17 protein-coding genes and 1 pseudogene are annotated in these 19,158 nt (G+C 61.9%); 8 read left to right on the top strand and 10 right to left on the bottom strand.

Going from position 1 to position 19,158, the window contains the following annotated elements; translation table 11 throughout:
* Positions 1-219: 219 nt before the first annotated feature.
* The 5 genes and pseudogenes from JFV30_RS01010 to JFV30_RS00990 form a co-directional block, all read right to left on the bottom strand.
* On the bottom strand, positions 220-1,008 hold the full coding sequence (locus tag JFV30_RS01010; RefSeq protein ID WP_201121558.1) for an ABC transporter ATP-binding protein: 789 nt from the start codon (positions 1,006-1,008) through the stop codon (positions 220-222).
* A pseudogene (locus tag JFV30_RS01005) lies at positions 1,005-2,062 on the bottom strand (FecCD family ABC transporter permease). Before JFV30_RS01005 ends, JFV30_RS01010 begins: the two are co-directional and overlap by 4 nt.
* Before the next feature lie 164 nt (positions 2,063-2,226).
* A complete protein-coding gene (locus tag JFV30_RS01000) occupies positions 2,227-3,342 on the bottom strand; it encodes an ABC transporter substrate-binding protein (protein ID WP_201121557.1) in 1,116 nt (371 codons plus the stop codon).
* 28 nt (positions 3,343-3,370) lie between these two features.
* Complete coding sequence (locus JFV30_RS00995; protein WP_169387242.1) at positions 3,371-4,051, bottom strand: Fe2+-dependent dioxygenase; 681 nt, start codon at positions 4,049-4,051, stop codon at positions 3,371-3,373.
* Positions 4,052-4,054: 3 nt separating this feature from the next.
* On the bottom strand, positions 4,055-6,436 hold the full coding sequence (locus JFV30_RS00990) for a TonB-dependent receptor (protein WP_201121556.1): 2,382 nt from the start codon (positions 6,434-6,436) through the stop codon (positions 4,055-4,057).
* Between the two features lie 196 nt (positions 6,437-6,632).
* Between JFV30_RS00990 and JFV30_RS00985 the strand changes: the two genes are divergently transcribed.
* Together JFV30_RS00985 and JFV30_RS00980 are read left to right on the top strand one after the other, a co-directional pair.
* Positions 6,633-7,343 (top strand): response regulator, encoded by a 711-nt coding sequence (locus tag JFV30_RS00985; RefSeq protein WP_201121555.1) that lies wholly within the window; start codon positions 6,633-6,635, stop codon positions 7,341-7,343.
* Positions 7,340-8,731: an ATP-binding protein gene (locus JFV30_RS00980; RefSeq protein ID WP_201121554.1), complete on the top strand. Its 1,392-nt coding sequence runs from the start codon at positions 7,340-7,342 to the stop codon at positions 8,729-8,731. Before JFV30_RS00985 ends, JFV30_RS00980 begins: the two co-directional genes overlap by 4 nt.
* 121 nt (positions 8,732-8,852) lie before the next feature.
* Here JFV30_RS00980 and JFV30_RS00975 read toward each other — a convergent pair whose 3' ends face one another.
* From JFV30_RS00975 to JFV30_RS00960, 4 genes are all read right to left on the bottom strand, one after another.
* Positions 8,853-9,053, bottom strand: a complete 201-nt coding sequence (locus JFV30_RS00975) for an SEC-C metal-binding domain-containing protein (RefSeq protein WP_003213695.1) — start codon at positions 9,051-9,053, stop codon at positions 8,853-8,855.
* Positions 9,050-9,550, bottom strand: coding sequence for an LEA type 2 family protein (locus tag JFV30_RS00970; RefSeq protein WP_201121553.1), 501 nt, complete (start codon positions 9,548-9,550; stop codon positions 9,050-9,052). Before JFV30_RS00970 ends, JFV30_RS00975 begins: the two co-directional genes overlap by 4 nt.
* A 61-nt stretch (positions 9,551-9,611) precedes the next feature.
* Positions 9,612-10,082, bottom strand: a complete 471-nt coding sequence (locus JFV30_RS00965) for a YchJ family protein (RefSeq protein ID WP_010176715.1) — start codon at positions 10,080-10,082, stop codon at positions 9,612-9,614.
* 4 nt (positions 10,083-10,086) lie between these two features.
* On the bottom strand, positions 10,087-10,584 hold the full coding sequence (locus tag JFV30_RS00960; protein ID WP_010176714.1) for a DUF6231 family protein: 498 nt from the start codon (positions 10,582-10,584) through the stop codon (positions 10,087-10,089).
* A 180-nt stretch (positions 10,585-10,764) separates the two neighbouring features.
* Between JFV30_RS00960 and JFV30_RS00955 the strand changes: the two genes are divergently transcribed.
* The 3 genes from JFV30_RS00955 (at position 10,765) to JFV30_RS00945 (ending at position 12,633) form a co-directional block, all read left to right on the top strand.
* A complete protein-coding gene (locus tag JFV30_RS00955; protein ID WP_010176713.1) occupies positions 10,765-11,460 on the top strand; it encodes an OmpA family protein in 696 nt (231 codons plus the stop codon).
* 128 nt (positions 11,461-11,588) lie between these two features.
* Entirely contained in the window at positions 11,589-11,882 is a 294-nt protein-coding gene (locus JFV30_RS00950; protein ID WP_201121552.1) for a DUF1145 domain-containing protein, read from the top strand.
* On the top strand, positions 11,875-12,633 hold the full coding sequence (locus JFV30_RS00945) for a hypothetical protein (protein WP_010176711.1): 759 nt from the start codon (positions 11,875-11,877) through the stop codon (positions 12,631-12,633). The genes JFV30_RS00950 and JFV30_RS00945 overlap by 8 nt, the downstream gene beginning before the upstream one ends.
* 48 nt (positions 12,634-12,681) lie before the next feature.
* Here JFV30_RS00945 and JFV30_RS00940 read toward each other — a convergent pair whose 3' ends face one another.
* A complete protein-coding gene (locus tag JFV30_RS00940) occupies positions 12,682-13,146 on the bottom strand; it encodes a CopD family protein (protein WP_010176710.1) in 465 nt (154 codons plus the stop codon).
* Between the two features lie 99 nt (positions 13,147-13,245).
* On the opposite strand from JFV30_RS00940, the gene dinG reads away from it, so the two are divergent.
* The 3 genes from dinG (at position 13,246) to JFV30_RS00925 (ending at position 19,051) form a co-directional block, all read left to right on the top strand.
* Positions 13,246-15,390, top strand: a complete 2,145-nt coding sequence (dinG, locus tag JFV30_RS00935) for an ATP-dependent DNA helicase DinG (protein ID WP_010176709.1) — start codon at positions 13,246-13,248, stop codon at positions 15,388-15,390.
* 95 nt (positions 15,391-15,485) lie between these two features.
* Positions 15,486-17,813 carry a beta-galactosidase gene (locus tag JFV30_RS00930; RefSeq protein WP_201121551.1) on the top strand — a complete coding sequence of 776 codons (2,328 nt, stop codon included), beginning with the start codon at positions 15,486-15,488 and terminating at the stop codon, positions 17,811-17,813.
* Between the two features lie 92 nt (positions 17,814-17,905).
* Positions 17,906-19,051 (top strand): serine hydrolase domain-containing protein, encoded by a 1,146-nt coding sequence (locus tag JFV30_RS00925; protein WP_169387257.1) that lies wholly within the window; start codon positions 17,906-17,908, stop codon positions 19,049-19,051.
* The last annotated feature ends 107 nt before the right edge of the window (positions 19,052-19,158 follow it).

Raw genomic sequence — 19,158 nt, 5'->3', positions numbered from 1 at the left:
GGGGGACGAAAATTCAATGAAACATTTGGGTCTATCGATATGGAAATTCGTTCCGGTGGTGAGCGGGCTTGCCCCGCGCTGGGCTGCGAAGCAGACCCAAGACCTGCCTCAGCGTTTTAACTGAAAGAGCGCGCTGGCTGTACTGGGGCCGCTGCGCGGCCAACGGGGGCAAGCCCCTCACCACAACAACCGCTTCATTACAGAAGTTTTTGTCGGCAGTTAAGCCACCGCTCCATCCACCAACACCTGCAACGTCTGCTGCGAACAGCGCTCAATGCGCACCTGCACGCCATAGACTTCGGCAAACAGTGCCGCATCCAGCACGTTATCCGCTGCACCACTGGCATACAGCCGGCCCTGGCACAGCACTGCGATATGGTCGGCATAACGCGCCGCGAGGTTGATGTCGTGCAGTACCACCACCGCAATCAGGTTGTGCTCGCGCACCAAACCCCGAACGCAATCCATGACCTTCAACTGATAGTTCAAATCCAGCGCACTGGTCGGCTCATCCAGCAGCATCACCTGCGGGCGGCGCGCAATCAGTTGCGCCAGGCTGACCAGTTGCCGTTGGCCGCCGGATAACGTGCTTAACAGCTGATCCGCCAGATGAGCGATGCCAATCCGATGCAACGCATCAAACGCCTCGCGCATGCACGCGTCGCTTGAAAGCGGAATGCCCTCGACGTTGGCCACCCGCAGCGCTGCGATCACGCTTTCCATCACGCTCAGGCTCAAGCCCGGCGGCAGGTTCTGCGGCATGTAGGTCACGCGTCGGGCGCGCTCGCCAACGGACATTTTCGTCAGGTCCAGGTCACCCAATCTGACAACGCCCTGCATCTTTTCCAACCCGGCCACCGCCCGCAGCAACGTTGACTTGCCCGCACCGTTCGGCCCGATCAGCGCGGTCAGGCTGCCGTGGGCCAGGGTCGGCAAGCTCAGGTCATGCACAATCTGGCGCCGTCCATAACTGACGTGGGCGTTCTGAATCGATAATCCCGTACTCATAACTGCCTCCCGCGCTTGAACACCAGCAACACGAAAATCGGCACACCCACCAGTGCGGTGACGATGCCCACCGGCACAATCACGCCGGGCATGATCAGCTTGCTGGCGATGGACGACAGCGACAGCAGTAATGCGCCGACAAGCGCGCTGGCCGGCAACAGGAAACGCTGGTCTTCACCCACGAGAATCCGCGCGATATGCGGACCTACCAGGCCGATAAAACCGATGGTTCCCACAAACGCCACGGCGGTGGCCGACAGCAGGCTGATGCGCAACAACGAGAAAAACCGCAGGCGTTTCACGTCGACGCCGAAGCTTTGCGCGCGGTCTTCGCCCATGCGCAGCAAGGTCAGGCGCGGGGCGGCGGCGAAGGAAAAGGGCATGACCACGGCGACCACAAACGCGAGGATGCCGAGCTTGTCCCAGTTGGCCCGGGTCACGCTGCCCAGGGTCCAGAACACCAGTTGTTGCAGCACATCCTCGGTGGCGACCAGTTGCAACAGGGCGACCACTGCATTGCAGCTGAACACCAGCGCAATCCCGAACAGCACCAGGCTTTCCACCCCGGCACCGCGCAGCCGTGACATGGCTTGCAGCAAAAAGACCGAGGCGGCAGCGAACACAAACGCCGAAATGGAAATCGCCGTATTGGCCGACACCCACAGCGTCGTCACCGGAAACACAATCACCAGGGATGCGCCCAGCGCCGCCGCCGAGGAAACCCCCAGCGTGAACGGACTGGCCAGCGGGTTATTAAGGATGGCCTGCATCTCGGCGCCTGCGAGCGACAGTGCGCAACCGACCAACACCGCCATCAAGGCGTAGGGCAGGCGCACGTTCCAGATAATCACCTGGTCGGTGGCGCTCAAGTGGGCCGGGTGCAGCAAACCGTCGAGCAGGGCGCCAAGGCCCATGCCCGACGGGCCGCTGGCCAGGTCCACGAGGATCGCGCAAACCAGCGCGCCCCCAGCAGGGCCAGCAGCCAGCAACGGCGCGCGAGCAGGCGGCGATAGCCCTGGCTGGCGGTGGCGAGGTCGAGGGTTTGAGTGGTCATTGGATTCGCAGCCTTGAAAACGACGAAAATCCCTGCCGGTACTCGGTCAGTGTGGGAGCTGGCTTGCCTGCGATGGCGATGGTGAATCCAACACCGCTATCGCAGGCAAGCCAGCTCCCACAGGAACCGTGTCCAGGCAGGGAATGGGGTGTGAGCCTTATTAGTTACTTGGCCTTGCCATCAATCCAGTAAGCACCCTGCAGCGGCATGCCGAGGAACTGCTGGTTCATCGCTTCCATGGTCGCCTGCGGGTCCAGCTTGGCGAACAGCTCCGGATGGATCCACTTGGCCAGCGCTTCAATCGCCAGCAGGTTGTATGGCGAGTTGTAGAAGTCATGCCACAGGCCGTGGGCATTGCCCTCACGAATCGCCCGAAGGTTCACGAACTCCGGACGTGCCAGCACGCTGTCAAACGCGGCGCGCGCGTCTTCATTGCTCACGCCAGCCCCAAGAATCAACCCAGGCTTGTGATTGCCGGTGGCCACGTACACGTCCGGGTCGGCCTTCAGCGCGTACTCGACACTGATGTCCCCCAGCGCTCCCGGCACCACGTCGGCGGCGATGTTGCGCCCGCCCACCAGTTTGATCACTTCACCCATGCCGCTCTTGCCGGTGGTGTGCCCCGGTGCCTGCCAGGCGCCGGCGAGCAATTCCAGGAACACACTCGGACGCGGCCCGGCCGGCAAGGTGGCGACGGCGTCGGTGATCACCTTGACGTGCTGGTCGTAAAAGTCGAGGAACGCCTTGGCCTGGGTTTCCCGGCCAAGGGCCTGCCCCAGGGCGGTCATGCTGGTGTGGGTGCCTTGCACCGGGTTGATGCGGAAGTCGACGAACAACACCGCGATCCCCGCCTTGGCCAACACATCCGCCACCGGGCTGTGTTCAGTCGGGCCGTGGCCGGAAATGCTGAACACCGCCAGGTCCGGCTTCAGCGAGAGGATTTCCTCGGCGCTGACGCTTTGCTCCGAGGCCTGACCAATCAGCGGGATGTCTTTTACCGTCGGAAATTTCGCCACGTAGGCGTTGTAGGTGTGGGCATCCAGCAGCTTCAAATCATTCTGCCAGCCGACAATCCGCTGGAACGGCGCGTCCTTGTCCAGCAAGGCAAAGGCCGAAATCAGCCGGCCTTCGCCGAGCACCACACGCTGCACGTGGTCCGGCACGTCGACCTTGCGGCCCAGCACGTCGGTGACTTCATGGGCGGCGGCCGTTTCGGCGTGGCCAAGGATCAGCACGGCAAACAGCGCGCCCAGCTTAAGGAAGTTGCGGGGTTTCAGCATGGCGAGAACTCCAGGTGAAGGCGGCGCATCAGACATCGCTCCAGCGCCGCAAAAGGTTGTGATAGGCGCCGCTCAGTTGCAGCAGAGCGTGGTCGTCGGCGTGTTGCGCGGTGAGGCGTTGAATGGCCACGTCCATGTCCAGCAGCAGTTGGCGCTGGCTGTCTTCGCGCACCAGGCTTTCGATCCAGAAGAAACTGGCGATGCGCTCGCCCCGGGTGACCGGGTTGATCTTGTGCAGGCTGCTGCCGGGATACATCAGCAAGTGCCCGGCGGGCAGCTTCACCGCGTGTTCGCCGAAGGTGTCGCGAATCACCAGTTCACCACCGTCATAGCTGGCCGGGTCGGCCAGGAACAAGGTGGCGGAAATGTCGGTGCGTACGCGCTCGCGCACGCCCTTGAGGCCGCGAATGGCATTGTCGATATGCCAGTCGAAGGCCTCGCCGCCGCTGTAGCGGTTGAACAACGGCGGGTAGATTTTCTTCGGCAGGGCGGCGGACATGAACAGCGCGTTGTCCGACAGCCGCGACAGAATCTGCTCACCCAGGCGAATCGCCACTGGAGCGTCTTCCGGCAACTGCCGGTTATTTTTCGCCATGGCCGAGCGCTGCCCGGCGGTGACTTTGCCGTCGACCCACGGCTGATGGAGCAAGGTGGCGACGGCCACCTCGACTTCATCGGCGCTCAACAGCGCCGGGATTTCGATCAGCACGGCTTAAAACTCATAGTCGACGCTGGCCGTGAGTGTGCGCCCGGCGCCCGGAATGCCGTAGAGCTGGAAGCCGTCCAGGGACGCGCCGATCTGGCTGTAGTAGAACGTGTTAAACACGTTGTTGAGGTTGAGGTTGACCGTGGTTTGCTTGGTTACTTTGTATTGCGCGGCCACGTTGTTGAGCCAGTAGCCGGGGGCCTTTTCGTGGTCGCGGGTGTAGATCGCGTAGACGCCGGACGGGCCGTTGGCGTAGCTGCTGTTGTTGTTCAGGCCGCCGACGTATTTGTTGTCGCTGTAGCGGCGGCGTCCTACGTATTGCGCGCCGTAGCTCAGGCTCAGGTCGTCGGTGACGGCGTAGGTGGTCCACAGGTTGGCGGTCAGGTCGGGAACGTTCTTGGCTTCCTCGCCTTTGTTGGCGCCCTTGGTCTGGGTGCTTTTGAGCGCCGAGAACCCGCTGTACACCGTCCAGCGCGGGGTGATATTGCCTTGCAGGCCCAGTTCCACGCCGTCTACGCGTTTGGCCGGGAGGGCGCGGACCGGGGCGGTTTCGCCGTCCTGGTATTCCCAGGAGTTGTCCAGTTCGGTGCGGAAGATCGCGGCGGTGACGTTCAGCAGGTCGTGGGCAATGTCCCACTTGGTGCCGATTTCGTAGGTTTTCGACTTGGCCGGGGTGTAGTTACTGGTGCTGGCGGCGCCGTAGATCTGGTTGTTGGTCGATGCGCCCAGGGCCGAGGGTTGTGCCGCTTCGCTGTAGGACACGTAGATGCTGCCGTTAGGCAAAGGCTTGTACACCGCGCCGACCCGTCCGCTCACGGCACCGTCGGTGCTGTCGACGGATGCCTGGCCACGCTGGGTGGTCTTGGCCTGCCAGTTGTCGTAGCGCAGGGAGCCAAGCACCTGCCACTGTTCGTTCAGGGTGATGGTGTCACCCAGGTAGATGCCGGCGTTGTCGATCACCGAACGCGGCTGGCCTTCGCCCTTGGTCACGGTGGTGCTGGCGAAGCTGTGGTTCGGGTCGTTCATGTCGAAGAACAGATCGCCGGCCGGGACTTCGGCGTTGCGTTTCAGGCCGCCGTAGGTCTCGTGATAGAACTCAAGCCCGCTGACCACCGCGTGTTCCAGGCCGCCGGTGTTGAGCTTGAAGGCGAAGTCGGTCTGGTTGTCGAGGATGGTGTAGCGCGTCGACTGGCCGAAGTCGCTGCCTCGCAGGATGCCGTAGGCGGTGTTACCGCTGTTGGTGTATCCCGGGTAGGCATTTACCGTGCTGCCGGGCACTTGGCTGATCGGTCCTACGCCGGTGTAGCCCAAGGTCGCACAGCGCGTGCCGGTGCAGGTTTTCTGGCCATTGGCGTTGGCGGCAAAGAAGCGTGCGGGTGAAAGTACCGCGAAATTGTCGGTGCGCTCCCACTTGGTCTGGTTTTTCAGGGTCGCTTCGTTCCAGTCGAAATCATGTTCGAAGCGGGTGGTCAGCGAAGTGGTTTTGGTTTGCTGGGTGTACAGGTGTGAGTCGCCATACCAGTTGGAGCGCTTCACGCCCGGCATGCGGTCGCCGTCGGTGCCGCGCTGGATCGGCACGCCGCCGTCCGGGGTGTTGTCGTCCTTCTGGTAGAAAGTGTCGATAAACAGACGCGTGTCGGTGCCCAGGCCGAAGCCGAGGGACGTCGCGATGCCCCACCGGTCGTAGTCCACGTCGTCGCGTTCGGCCACCTGGTTGTAGTGCTTCATCAGGTTGATGCGCAGGGCGGTGGTGTCGTTCAACTGCTTGTTGAAATCGCCCGTGAGGCGGCGGTAGCTGTCGGTGCCGATGCCGGCGGAGAGCGTGTTGGCGTCTCCCAGATGCGCCTCTTTACTCACCAGGTTGACGCTGCCGCCTACGGCGGAAACGCCGGATTCGATCGAGCCAGTACCCTTGAACACTTCCGCCTGTTGCAGGTTGAAGGTGTCGGTGCGGGTCGATTGGCCGGCATCGCGCACGCCGTCGACGGTCAGACTCTGCTCCGAAGAAAACCCGCGAATCGAAAACAGGTCACCCCAGCCCAGGTTGCCTTCGCCGGACATGAAGGTAATGCCCGGCACGTTGCGCAACACTTCCTGCAAGGTTTGCGCGTTCTGCTCCTTGAGCACCTGCTGCGGGACGATGGTCACGCTTTGCGGAGCGTCGAGCAGCGGCTGGCTGATTTTCGCCGAGGTCACCCGGTCGACCTTGAAGGTGGAGGTGGCTTCACCGTCGACCTTGATTTCCGGCAGGCTCAGCACCGAATCGTTGGACGCTGCCACTGGCGCATCGGCCCAGGCGGTGGGAGAAAGGCTGCCGGCGGCAAGCAGGCCGAACATCGGCGCAAGGGTAGAGGGCAGCGACAAGGCGCGAGGGGAAGGCAATGGCATTCGGAGTGACCTAGGCTAAATTACAATTAATCTCATTTAGATTCGGTAGTCTAAAGACCGATACCGGCCGCCACGCCGTGGCTTTGTAATGTGGATGCGCGATTACCGCTTCCCACAACATTCCATTACATTTGCGCGTACGCCTGGCTGACGTTTCGGCTATCTCCTGCCTTTTGAGTTTCGGACGTATTGCCCCATGGCCAAGCAAGACCACCTGTTGATCGTTGATGACGACCCGCAAATCCGCCAGCTGTTGTGTGACTACCTGAGTGACGCCGGCTTCCAGGTGTCCACCGCTGGCGACGGCAAGGAAATGCGCCGCCGCCTGGCGCTGAATGTCATTGACCTGATCGTGCTCGACCTGATGCTGCCCGGCGAAGACGGCCTGAGTTTGTGCCGCGAATTGCGGGTGAGCTCCAACACGCCGGTGATCATGCTCACCGCCAAGGGCACGCTGATCGACCGGATTGTCGGCCTGGAAATCGGCGCCGACGATTACTTGCCCAAGCCGTTCGACCCGCGGGAGTTGCTGGTGCGGATCAAGGTGGTGCTGCGCCGGGTGCAGAGTTTTCCGGACCGGGCGCGGCTGGATGAAGCACCGAGCATCAGCTTCGCCGGCTGGCAACTGGACACCCGGGCACGCCAACTGCTCTCGCCGGAAGGTGTGGTGGTGAGCCTTGGCAACTCCGATTACCGGGTATTGCGCCTGCTGTTGCAGCACCCCAACCGGCCGCTGAGCCGCGACTTTTTGCTCAACCACGTGTTCGACAAGGACAGCACGCCGTTCGACCGCTCGATTGATGTGTGCGTCAGCCGCCTGCGCTCGCAATTGCCGGCCGGGCTGATCAAGACCGTGCGCAACGAGGGTTACATGCTCACCGCCGACGACGTGGTGCTGCAATCGTGAAACTGCTGCCGCGTTCGCTGTTTGGCCGGCTGGTGCTGATCCTGGTCAGCGGCATGCTCGCGGCCCAGGCGCTCACCAGCAGCATCTGGTACGACATGCGCCACGGCCAGGTCCTGGAAATCCCCAGCCGGCTGATCGCCACGCGCCTGGCGGACGTGGTGCGGCTGGTGCACAGCGATCCGGCGCAGGCTGATCTACTGATCAAGATGCTCGATACACCGCGTTTTCGCCTGACGCTCAGTGAACAGGCCAGTGATGTGCCGAGCCGCATCAGCGACAGCGACCAGTCCACCGAGCGCCTGTTGAATAAAGTGCTCTCGGAGAAGACCGGCTACACGCAGAACCTGCATTTGTTGAGCCTCAAGTTGCTGGACGCCGAAGGCCAGCACGCGGGGCTTTCGACCTTGCTCGGTGCCAAACCGGTGGTGGGACAGTTCCTGATTGACCTGCGTTTGCCGGACGGGCGCTGGTTGCAGGTGGAGGCCACCGAAGAGCAGGGCTGGACCAGTACCTCGCCGATGGACCTGTTATTCGACTACGTGATGCGGATTTATCTGCTGCGGGTCGTGGTGCTGGTGATCATCGCCCTGGTGGCCGTTCGTCTGGCCATTCGCCCGCTGAATGCGTTGGCCAAGGCGGCTGAAGCGTTAGGCCGGGACATTCAACGGCCACCGCTGGCCGTCGACGGCCCCACCGAAGTGCGCCGCGCCGCCCAGGCGTTCAATGCCATGCAGCAGCGGCTGATCGCCAACATCGCCGAGCGCACGCGTTTCCTGGCGGCGATTTCCCACGACCTGCGCTCTCCCATCACACGCCTGCGCTTACGCACGGAAATGCTCGACGACAACCGCACCAAGGAGCGTTTTCGCAGCGACCTGGAAGAAATGGAACACATGGTGTCCAGCACCCTGGATTTTGTCAGCAGCGGCGAAATCAACGAGAAACGCCAGAACATCGACATCAACGCCTTGCTGCAAAGCTTGCAGGCAGACCTTCAGGATGTGGGTGAGACGGTGACGATAGAAGGGCGAGCCAAACAGCCGCTGCCGGGGTACGCCCGCAGCCTCAAGCGTTGCGTGCAGAACCTGCTGGAGAACGCAGTGCGTTATGGCAGCGAAGTGGTGGTGCGGGTTGAGGACAAGGCGGACAGCTTAAGGGTTGTGATCAGCGACCGTGGGCCCGGGATTCCCCAGGAACAGCTGGAGCAGGTGATGGAGCCGTTTTACCGGGTGGAAGGCTCGCGCAATGTGGAAACCGGCGGCTACGGGCTGGGGTTGAGCATCGCGCATACGATTGCCAGTGCCCATGACGGGCGGTTGAGCTTGAGCAATCGGGAAGGCGGGGGATTGGAGGTGGTGTTGCAGTTTCAGCGCAAAACTCTAGGTTGAAATACGGTCAAAATGTGGGAGCTGGCTTGCCTGCGATAGCGGTGTTTCAGTCACACCAATGTTGTCTGAAAGATTGCTATCGCAGGCAAGCCAGCTCCCACACTGACCAGTGTTCAGGATATCAAGCCCCGTGGCACTTCTTGAATTTCTTCTCGCTGCCGCACGGGCAAGGATCGTTGCGACCCACGTCCTTCAACGTGTTGCGCACCGGCTCCTGGTGAGCGTGGCCGCAGTTCGGGCCGTGGACATGGCCGTGGTCGTGATCATGGTGATCGTGATCGTGGTTGCAGTCAGGACCATGGACATGGGGTTGCTGAGTCATCGATGTCGCTCCGGAATAAAATCGCCGGGCATTATCTCGCCATTGCGCAGCACCTGCACGTCGTTCCCGATAAATAAACCGGTTTTCAACTCGCCTTCAAGACGATAGGGCACGGGCTCCCGTGGGTTTTTCAACATATCGACCACATCGCGGATTTGTGGCCACAGGTTGGTACGCACCGAAACCCGGAAAAACGCGTGGCTGTGGGGCGGTACGGTCAGCCATTCATTGGACTCGCCCTCGGTCAGCACCATCGTGCCCAGGCTGACCTTGTACACCAGGCCGCGCACGGTCAAATCGTTGTCGTCGCGGTTATCCACGCGAAAGTACAGCTTGAACTTCTGCTCCAGCAACTTGACCCGCACCGGGTCGACCTTGACCAGCCGGACCTCCGGGGCAGGCGCGTCGTCGGCAAACCAGGACGCGCAGCCGGAAAGCCCTAGCATCAATGCCAGCAGAAGGCTGTAAGTCCTGAATACCCGCGCCTGAAATACCATGCCGTTACTCCGTATGAAGAGTCAGCATAGCAAGCGCGAGCCTACCGGGTATCAATGAATGTCAGAGGTAGCTGGAACAGCACTTCTTGAATTTCTGCCCGCTGCCGCACAGGCAGGCGTCATTGCGTCCGGCCTTCACGTCCACCGTCGGGTCGATGAAGTACCAGTGTTCATTGTTCTGTACGAACGATGAGCGCTCGCGGTGGCTGTGTTCGCCAGTGCTGTCATGCCAGCGTGCGGTAAAGGTCACAAAGGCGTGTTCCGGCTGGCCGCCGAACACTTCGGAGCTTTCCACTGTCAGGCCCAGCCAGGTGCTTTGGGCACTCCAGGCACCGATGGCGGCCGTGTCCAGCCCGGCTTGTTGCGCAGGTAACGTGGTGGCCACCAGGTAGTCCACCAGGCCCAGCACATAGGCGCTGTAGCGCGAACGCATCAATGCTTCGGCGCAAGGAGCCGGGTGGCCGGCGTGATAATGGCCGCAGCAGGCATCCAGCAGGTTGCCACTGCCGCAGGGGCAAATGGATGTACTCATCGGGTTACCACCAATACTTGCCAAAGTTTTGCGGGTTGGCCCAGAAGCGGGCGTTCAGCCAATCCGGCACCTGTTTATAGTCAAGCAGATCATAGGTAAACAGTGTCAAAACCTGATCGTCACGCTGGAAACGCTCGCTGGCTTGCAGGGCCAGGGAAAAGAAGTCGGTGTCCTTCCAGTTGCAGGCGGCCAGGTCCACCAGCACTGCAATGCGGCTGGCATTGAGGTTGCGAATGCCCCCCAGCAGGGTCAGGCCCGCAGGTTTTGACAGGTGTTCCAGGCAATCGACCACCAGCGCCAGGTCAAAACGCTGGGCGGCGAGGTCGGCGGGCAAGGGGCCGGGCTCGGCAAAGGACACCACGGTATCCGGGTGGGCCTCCTTGAACGCATCCAACGCCGGGAACTGGCTGGCACCCAATAAAAGCAGGCGTTTTGGCGCGTGTAGATCAAGCAGCGCGGCGAGCGCTTGCTGGGGTGTACGGGCAGAAATACCGGCGGTCATCGAAGATCCTCACATCAGGACCGTAGAGACTAGCCTGCCTGAGCGTGCGGGCCTAGAGCGGGCGGCGAGAATAAACAGCCGGGCCCAATGAATACAGGGGTGTGACACGCTGGCGCAGATGAAAAGAGCCGTCTTTACTCCACTCGTCGGCCCCCGCCGATCCCCTCAGGAGAAAGTCAGATGAGCATCATGCGGACAGCTCTACCCTTGGTTCTGCTAACCGGAGTATTGACAGGTTGCGCAGGCTTGCAAAAAACCGACTGGCCCACCTGCGCCGCGGTTGGCGGTGTGACCGGTGCTGCCATCGGCGCGACTGAAAGCTCTGCCTATGCGGGCTATGGCGCGTTGCTGATCGGCGGCATGGCCGGCGCCTATTGCTGGGTGCACGGCGACGGTGACGAAGACGGCGACGGCGTGCCGGACAGCCGCGACAAGTGCCCGGGTACGCCAAAAGGCGTGCAGGTGGATGCCAATGGCTGCCCACCGGTTCCGGTAGCCGTGGTTCAAGAAGAAGTGGTGGTGGTCAAGGAAGAGACCATCGTGATTCGTGACGTGCACTTCGAGTTCGACTCCGCCAAGCTGACGGCCGCCGATAAAACCAAGCTCGACACCATCGCCACCCGCCTGAAAAAAGAGGCCCCGAGTGCGCAACTGCGAGTCAGCGGGCATACCGACAGCGTCGGGAAAGACGCCTACAACCAGAAACTCTCTGAACGACGCGCTCACTCGGTAACCGACTATCTGGTCAGTTCCGGCATCCCGCGCAGCAGTTTTGTCTCGGTGACCGGCGCCGGTGAAAGCCATCCGGTGGCGGACAACAAAACCGCTGACGGCCGCGCGCTGAACCGTCGCGTGGAAATTCAGATCAACCGCTGACAGAGCCTCAAGGCCCCCGTGGGATCCACGGGGGCCCCTTCATCAATTTTTTAATCCTTCACTGGCACAACGCCTGTAGAAGTCGTTACTGTGCGCCCAAAGAATAATGTGCAAGGGGAGCGTGCGGGATGAAGGTGTTTTGGGGGCTGGGGAAGTTTTTGACGTTGCTGTTCTGGGTCGTGGTGGTGGTCAATCTGTTCTCGCCGCTGATCAACCCGTTCCACCTGTTGGTCAATCTGGGCGGCAGCCTGTTGCTGTTGACCCACCTTCTTGAATTGCTGCTGTTCAACGGCAGCGTGAAAAATCGTGCCCATCCCTGGCGTGACCGCTTGCAGATCCTGCTGGTGGGTATGTTCCATGTGCAGAGCCTTTCGGCGCCGGCACCGGTTAATGATGTAAACAAGGAGGCCAATCATGCGTAAGGTTTTTCTGTTGGCCCTGTTGGTCAGCCCCATTGCCCTGGCCCAGAGCGTCAGCGTTGACACCAATTCGTTGATGCGCCTGCCGAACAGCAGCAGCGTGTTGCAATTGGAGCGGCTGGAGGTGGCGGATTACGGCACCCTGCTGATCCCTTCAAATATCACCCAGGTGACGGTGGATGAGCTGCACCTGGGCCGCGAAGCTCGTATCGCCATCGTGCCCGGCAGCACCGCCCTGCAACTGCAGGTGCGCCAGGCGCAGCTGGAGCATGGCAGTCAGATCACCTCGCGTGGTGCGCCCGGTACCCATGAACGTCCGGCCAAGGCTGGGCGTGACTTGGTGTTGCGCATCAATTCGCTGACGGCCGATGAGCTGTCGGTGGATGCCCGCGGCGGCGCGGGCGCCCAGGGTTATGCCGGACTGGACGGTGCCAACGGCGAAGACCCGGGTTGCACCTGGGGTTCGGCCGGGCGCGGTGCCAATGGCGACAACGGTGGCGACGGGCTACCGGGCGCAGCGGGTGCGCAGGTTCGAGTGGAATTGCCGCAGGACTTCCCGGGGGAAAAGATCAAGGTCTGGGTGGACGGCGGTGCCGGTGGTTTGGCGGGCACGGCGGGCAAGCCGGGTAAAGGCGGGCAGTCCAAGGGTTGCCTGGTGTACCGCGCCGATGGCGGCGAGAAAGGCCGGGCCGGGTTGGAAGGTCAGCCGGGGCCGGCGGGGCCTGCGGGTGCTGTGACTGTTCAACGGCTTTAATGCTTTACCTGTGGCGAGGGAGCCCCTCGCCACAGGGTATGGGGTGCCCTAGAACATCGGCCGCGCCGAAGCAATCGCCACCAGCACCAACCCCACCATCAAGTTAATCCCCACCAACCGGCGAATCTGCCCCAGCGCCGCCGCTCCGGCCGGCCAATCCTCAGCCGCCACCGCCGTGCGCAACTCAGGCAACTTCAACGCCTGGATCCGGATAAACAGCGCCGTCATCACCACATACAACCCCATCATGACCTGCACATAACGCGGCGCGGTCTCAAACCCGCTGAAGCGCAGTTGCAGCAGGCCGACACCGCTGATCGGCAATACCAGCACCGCGACCCAGACCCACACAAAAAAACGTTGAAACACATTCACCCAGAGTTTCAGCCGGGCAGGCCCGTCCAGCGCGGCCATGGCGGCGGGGCGCAGGATCATCCAGGCGAAAAACATACCGCCGACCCAGATCAGGGCGGCCAGTACATGCAGGGTATAAGCGAGGCTAAACACGGTCATTGGGGTACTCCGTTCTGCGCGGGATTAATTAGCGGGGTATGATAGCGGCCGATCCGAACCACTGAAAATTTATCCAGCGTTTTTTGCGCCCGACTATCCATGATCAGCACTGAACTCAAAACCACGATCCAGGGCGCCTACTCGCGTTTTCTCGAAGCCAAGAGCTTGAAACCGCGATACGGCCAGCGCCTGATGATCGCCGAAGTGGCCAAGGTCCTCGGGGATATCGACACCGACGACGAAGGCCGGCGCAGTGGCGACCCAGCGGTGGTGGCCGTCGAGGCCGGCACCGGTACCGGGAAAACCGTGGCCTACAGCCTGGCGGCGATTCCTACTGCCAAGGCCGCCGGCAAGCGCCTGGTGATTGCCACCGCCACCGTCGCCCTGCAAGAGCAGATCGTCTACAAAGACCTGCCCGACCTGATGCGCAACAGTGGCCTGAACTTTACCTTCGCCCTGGCCAAGGGCCGTGGGCGCTACATGTGCCTGTCCAAGCTCGACGTGCTGTTGCAGGAAGGCCACGCGCAAACCGCCACGGCGTCGCTGTTCGAAGAAGAAGGCTTCAAGATCGAAGTCGATGAGGTCAGTCAGAAGCTGTTTACCAGCATGATCGAGAAACTGGCGGGCAATAAATGGGACGGCGACCGCGACAGCTGGCCCAACGCCCTGGAAGACGCCGACTGGGCGCGCCTCACCACCGATCACAGCCAGTGCACCAACCGTCATTGCCCCAACTTCGGCCAGTGCGCCTTCTACAAGGCCCGGGAAGGCATGGGTAAGGTCGACGTTATTGTCACCAACCATGACATGGTCCTCGCCGACCTGGCCCTGGGCGGCGGTGCTGTCTTGCCCGACCCCCGCGACACCCTTTACGTATTCGACGAAGGCCATCACCTGCCTGACAAGGCCATCGGCCACTTCGCCCACTACACGCGGCTGCGTTCCACCGCGGACTGGCTGGAAACCACCGCCAAGAACCTCACCAAGTTGCTTGCCCAGCACCCGTTGCCGGGCGACCTGGGCAAGTTGATCGAGCAGGTGCCGGAGCTGGCGCGGGAGATCAAGACCCAGCAGCAATTCATGTTCAGTGCCTGCGAGCAGGTGGCAGACTTCAAGCCCGGCGAAGACGTGGAAGGCCGCGAGCGGCCGCGTCATCGTTTCGTCGGCGGGCTGATTCCCGAGCACATGCGCGAGATGGGCATTGAGCTGAAGAAGGGCTTTTCGCGCCTGACCGACCTGTTCACCCGTCTCACCGATTTGCTCAAGGAAGGCATGGACGGCGAGGTCAACATCGGCATCGCCAGCAACCAGGCCGAAGAATGGTACCCGCTGTTTGGCAGCCTGTTGTCCCGGTCCCAGGGCAACTGGGAGCTGTGGACGGCCTTTACCGTCGAAGACCCGGAAGACAACCCGCCCATGGCTCGCTGGCTGACCTTGTCGGAAAGCGGTGCATTGTTTGATATCGAGGTCAACGCCAGCCCGATCCTGGCGGCGGAAATGCTCCGACGCAACCTGTGGAACGTGGCCTACGGCGCCCTGGTCACCTCGGCCACGCTGACCGCCCTGGGCACCTTCGACCGCTTCCGCATGCGCGCCGGGCTGCCGAAAAAGGCCGTCACCGCCGTGGTGCCGAGCCCGTTCCATCACGCCGACGCCGGTGTGCTGCGGGTGCCGGACCTCAAGGCCGACCCGCGTGATGCGCCGGCCCACACGGCGGCGATCATTCGCGACCTGCCGTCGCTGGTGGAAGGTTCCCGGGGCACGCTGGTGCTGTTCTCGTCCCGCAAACAGATGCAGGACGTGTTTGACGGCCTTGACCGTGACTGGCGCAAGCAGGTGTTTATCCAGGGCAACCTGTCGAAACAGGAAACCCTGAACAAGCACAAGGCGCGGGTGGATGGCGGCGACTCCAGCGTGCTGTTCGGCCTGGCCAGTTTCGCCGAGGGTGTTGACTTACCGGGCGCCTACTGTGAGCACGTGGTGATCGCCAAGATCCCGTTCTCGGTGCCGGATGATCCGGTGGAGGCCGCGCTGGCCGAGTGGATCGAGGCCCGGGGCGGCAATCCGTTCATGGAAATCTCGGTGCCGGACGCTTCCCTGAAGCTGGTCCAGGCCTGCGGGCGCCTGCTGCGTACCGAAGAAGATCGCGGCACCATCACCTTGCTTGACCGGCGCCTGGTCACCCAGCGCTACGGCAAAGCTATCCTGAATGCTTTGCCGCCGTTCCGGCGGGAAATTTCATAAGCCACCGTGGGCGAAATCGCCCACTTCGTGGTCTATCTCACCATTGCTTCACGTCATCAGGCCAGTCATCGGCCGTTTGGGAGAACCTTGTTCACATGATTCGCACGCTGCCCGCTGTTTTTGCCTTGTTGTTTGCCGCGCCCTTGCTGGCTGCGCCTGCGGGGCAACAAACGTTGTTCAACTTTGTACGGCCCGCTGATGTGGTCAAGGTAGCGACCCAGGACGCCAGCCTGCCGCAATACAACGCCGAACAAACCCCTGAAGGCGAAGTGCTGCGCCGTATTACCTTCAACCCGGCGGCCGAGCCGAGCCTGGTGCTCAGCCCGCAGACCGGTGCCTGGGACTGGTCGCAATCCGGCGCCATGAGCTTGCGCATTCAGAGTGCGATGGACTGGGCGTTGACCCTGTACGTCAAGGTGCAGAGCAATGACGGCCGGACGCTGTTAAGCCGTATCGACCTGCCCGCAGGCCCGGCGCAGACACTGCTGATTCCGCTGCAAGCCAACTCGCCGCTGAGCCAGGGCATGAAGGCCGGCCCGCCCATGCCGGTCACCGTCGATGGCCAGCGCGTATTGCTGGCCAGCAGTGAAGGGGAGATCGACCGCAGCCAGGTCGTGTCGGTAACCCTGTCGATGATCAAGCCCAATGTCGCCCAAAGCATTTTGTTGGAGCGCTTCGGCGTGCAGGACATCGAGCCGGTGCTCAAGGCCACCTACAGCGATCTGGTGGATGCCTACGGGCAGTCCACCCGCGCCAGATGGCCGGAGAAAGTCAGCAGTGATGACCAGTTGAGGGCAGCAGCGGTCAAGGAACAGCAACAGCTCAAGGGCTGGCTGGCCGAGCGTGACAAAGCCTCCCTGGACAAATTCGGCGGCTGGAACAAAGGCCCGGCCTTCGATGCCAGCGGCTTCTTCCGCACCGAGAAGCGCGACGGGCGCTGGTACCTGGTGACGCCGGAAGGCCATCCGTTCTACTCCCTGGGCGTCAACACCGTGGCCCCGGACAACAGCCAGACTTACGTGGCAGGTCGCGAATGGATGTTTGCCGCGTTGCCCAAGGCCGGTGAACCCTTTGATAAGTACTACGGCAGCGGTGATAACCGTGGCGGCAATGGTGCCGATCAGGGCCGCAGCTTTAATGTCGGCCGCTGGTACGATTTTTACGGCGCCAACCTGCAGCGCACGTTTGCCCAGCCCTGTGTGCCCCCGGCGCCTTGCGCCCCGGAAGGCTTCGACCAGAAACGTTGGGTGACCCATGCCCTGGATCGCCTGCAAGCCTGGGGTTTCAACACCGTGGGCAACTGGAGTGCGCCGCAGTTGGCGACCGCTGATCGCGTGCCTTACACCTTGCCGCTGTCGATCGTTGGCGACTACGCGAGCATCAGCACCGGCACCGATTGGTGGGGCGGCATGCCCGACCCGTTCGACCCGCGTTTCGCCATGGCCACCGAGCGTGCGGTGGCGATTGCCGCCCGTGACCATCGCGATGACCCGTGGCTGATCGGTTTCTTCGCCGACAACGAGCTGGCCTGGGCCGGTCCCGGTGATGATCCGAAGTCCCGCTACGCCTTGGCCTATGGCACGTTGCGCATGACCACCGACGTTCCGGCCAAGCGCGCGTTTCTCAAGCAGTTGCGCGACAAGTACCGCAACCAGGCCGGCCTGTCGAAGGCCTGGGGCATTGACCTGCCTGCCTGGGAGCTGATGGAAGACCCGGGCTTTGTGCCGCCCATGCCGAACCCCGAACACCCGGAAATCGAAGCAGACTTCAAATACTTCCAGAAGACCTTCGCCGATGCCTACTTCAAGACCATCTCCGACTCGCTGAAATGGCATGCGCCCAACCAGCTGTTGCTGGGTGGCCGTTACGCTGTCAGCACACCGGAGGCGGTGGCGTCCTGCGCGCAATATTGCGACGTGCTGAGTTTCAACATGTATACCCTCAAGCCCCAGGATGGCTACGACTTCGCGGCGCTGCGGGCGTTGGACAAGCCGGTGCTGATCACCGAGTTCAACTTCGGCTCGGCGGACCGTGGTCCGTTCTGGGGCGGCGTGACGCAGTTGGCCAGGGAGGAGGATCGCGGGGCTGCGTACGCCAACTTTCTCAAGCAGGCCATGGCCGAGCCATCGATTGTTGGCGTGCATTGGTTCCAGTACCTCGACCAGCCGGTAACCGGCCGTCTGCTGGACGGCGAAAACGGCCACTTCGGCCTGGTGGGCATCACCGATGTGCCGTTTCAGGGCTTCGTTGACAGTGTTCGTAAAAGTAACCTGGCGGCCGTCGACCAGTTGGGCAAGGAGGCCGAAAAGGCCAAGGCGGCCAGCGTGGTCCATACCGGAGAAGGCGGTAAACCGGGGCATGACGGCGATGCGGCAGGGCCGGGTGCAGGGCGCTCCGGCGGGCATTCGGGCAAGGGCCATTGATCGGTCCTGATCGACGAGTGCGGGTTCACAAATCACTCAATGGCTGGAACAATGTTGGCCACTTTTTGCGGTACTTTTCCGAGGGGGCTTAGGTGCAGATTCAGGGTCATTACGAGCTTCAATTCGAAGCGGTGCGTGAAGCCTTCGCCGCGCTGTTCGACGACCCTCAGGAGCGCGGCGCCGCGCTGTGCATTCAGATCGGCGGCGAAACCGTCGTCGACCTGTGGGCCGGTACCGCCGACAAGGACGGTGCCGAGGCCTGGCACAGCGACACCATCGCCAACCTGTTCTCCTGCACCAAGACGTTTACAGCCGTCACGGCGCTGCAACTGGTGGCCGAAGGCAAGTTGCAGCTGGATGCACCGGTCGCCAGATACTGGCCGGAATTCGCGGCAGCCGGCAAAGAAGCCATCACCCTGCGCCATCTGCTCTGCCACCAGGCCGGGCTGCCTGCCCTGCGTGAAACACTGCCCGCCGAGGCGCTGTACGACTGGCAAATGATGGTCGACGCCCTTGCGGCCGAAGCGCCCTGGTGGAAGCTCGGGGAAGGCCATGGCTACGCGGCGATTACCTACGGCTGGCTGGTGGGCGAATTGCTTCGTCGCGCCGACGGTCGTGGCCCGGGCGAGTCCATCGTGGCCCGGGTGGCGCGGCCATTGGGCCTGGACTTTCACGTGGGTCTGGCCGATGAAGAGTTTTATCGAGTTGCCCATATAGCCCGGGGCAAGGGCAATGTAGGCGATGAGGCGGCACAACGTTTACTTCAAGTAACGATGCGCGAGCCGACGGCGATGACTACCCGTGCATTTACCAATCCACCGTCTATTCTGACCAGCACTAATAAACCCGAATGGCGGCGTATGCAGCAGCCAGCGGCAAATGGTCACGGTAATGCGCGAAGTCTGGCGGGTTTTTATAGTGGGCTGCTCGACGGTAGTTTGCTGGAAGCCGATATGCTTGAAGAGTTGACCCGCGAACACAGTATTGGCCCGGATAAAACCTTATTGACACAAACCCGCTTTGGCCTGGGCTGCATGTTGGATCAACCGCACGTGCCAAACGCCACGTTCGGCCTTGGCCCACGGGCCTTTGGGCATCCCGGGGCCGGTGGTTCGGTGGGATTTGCCGACCCGGAACATGATGTAGCCTTTGGTTTTGTGACCAATACATTGGGGCCTTATGTACTTATGGACCCGCGGGCGCAAAAGTTGGTAAGAATATTGGCCGGTTGTCTGTAAATAGCTTGCTGTCTTGCGTTTTTTGTTACAAAGACACCTACAAAAAGACGCTAGGCGAAATGTTGTAACTTTAATGTTCCAGAAGCGTCTGTTTAACGGGTCATTCA

Source organism: Pseudomonas sp. TH32, assembly GCF_016650855.1.
GTDB lineage: Bacteria > Pseudomonadota > Gammaproteobacteria > Pseudomonadales > Pseudomonadaceae > Aquipseudomonas.
Note: the sequence above shows the minus strand (reverse complement) of the source record. Positions and strands in the feature narration are given on the sequence as shown.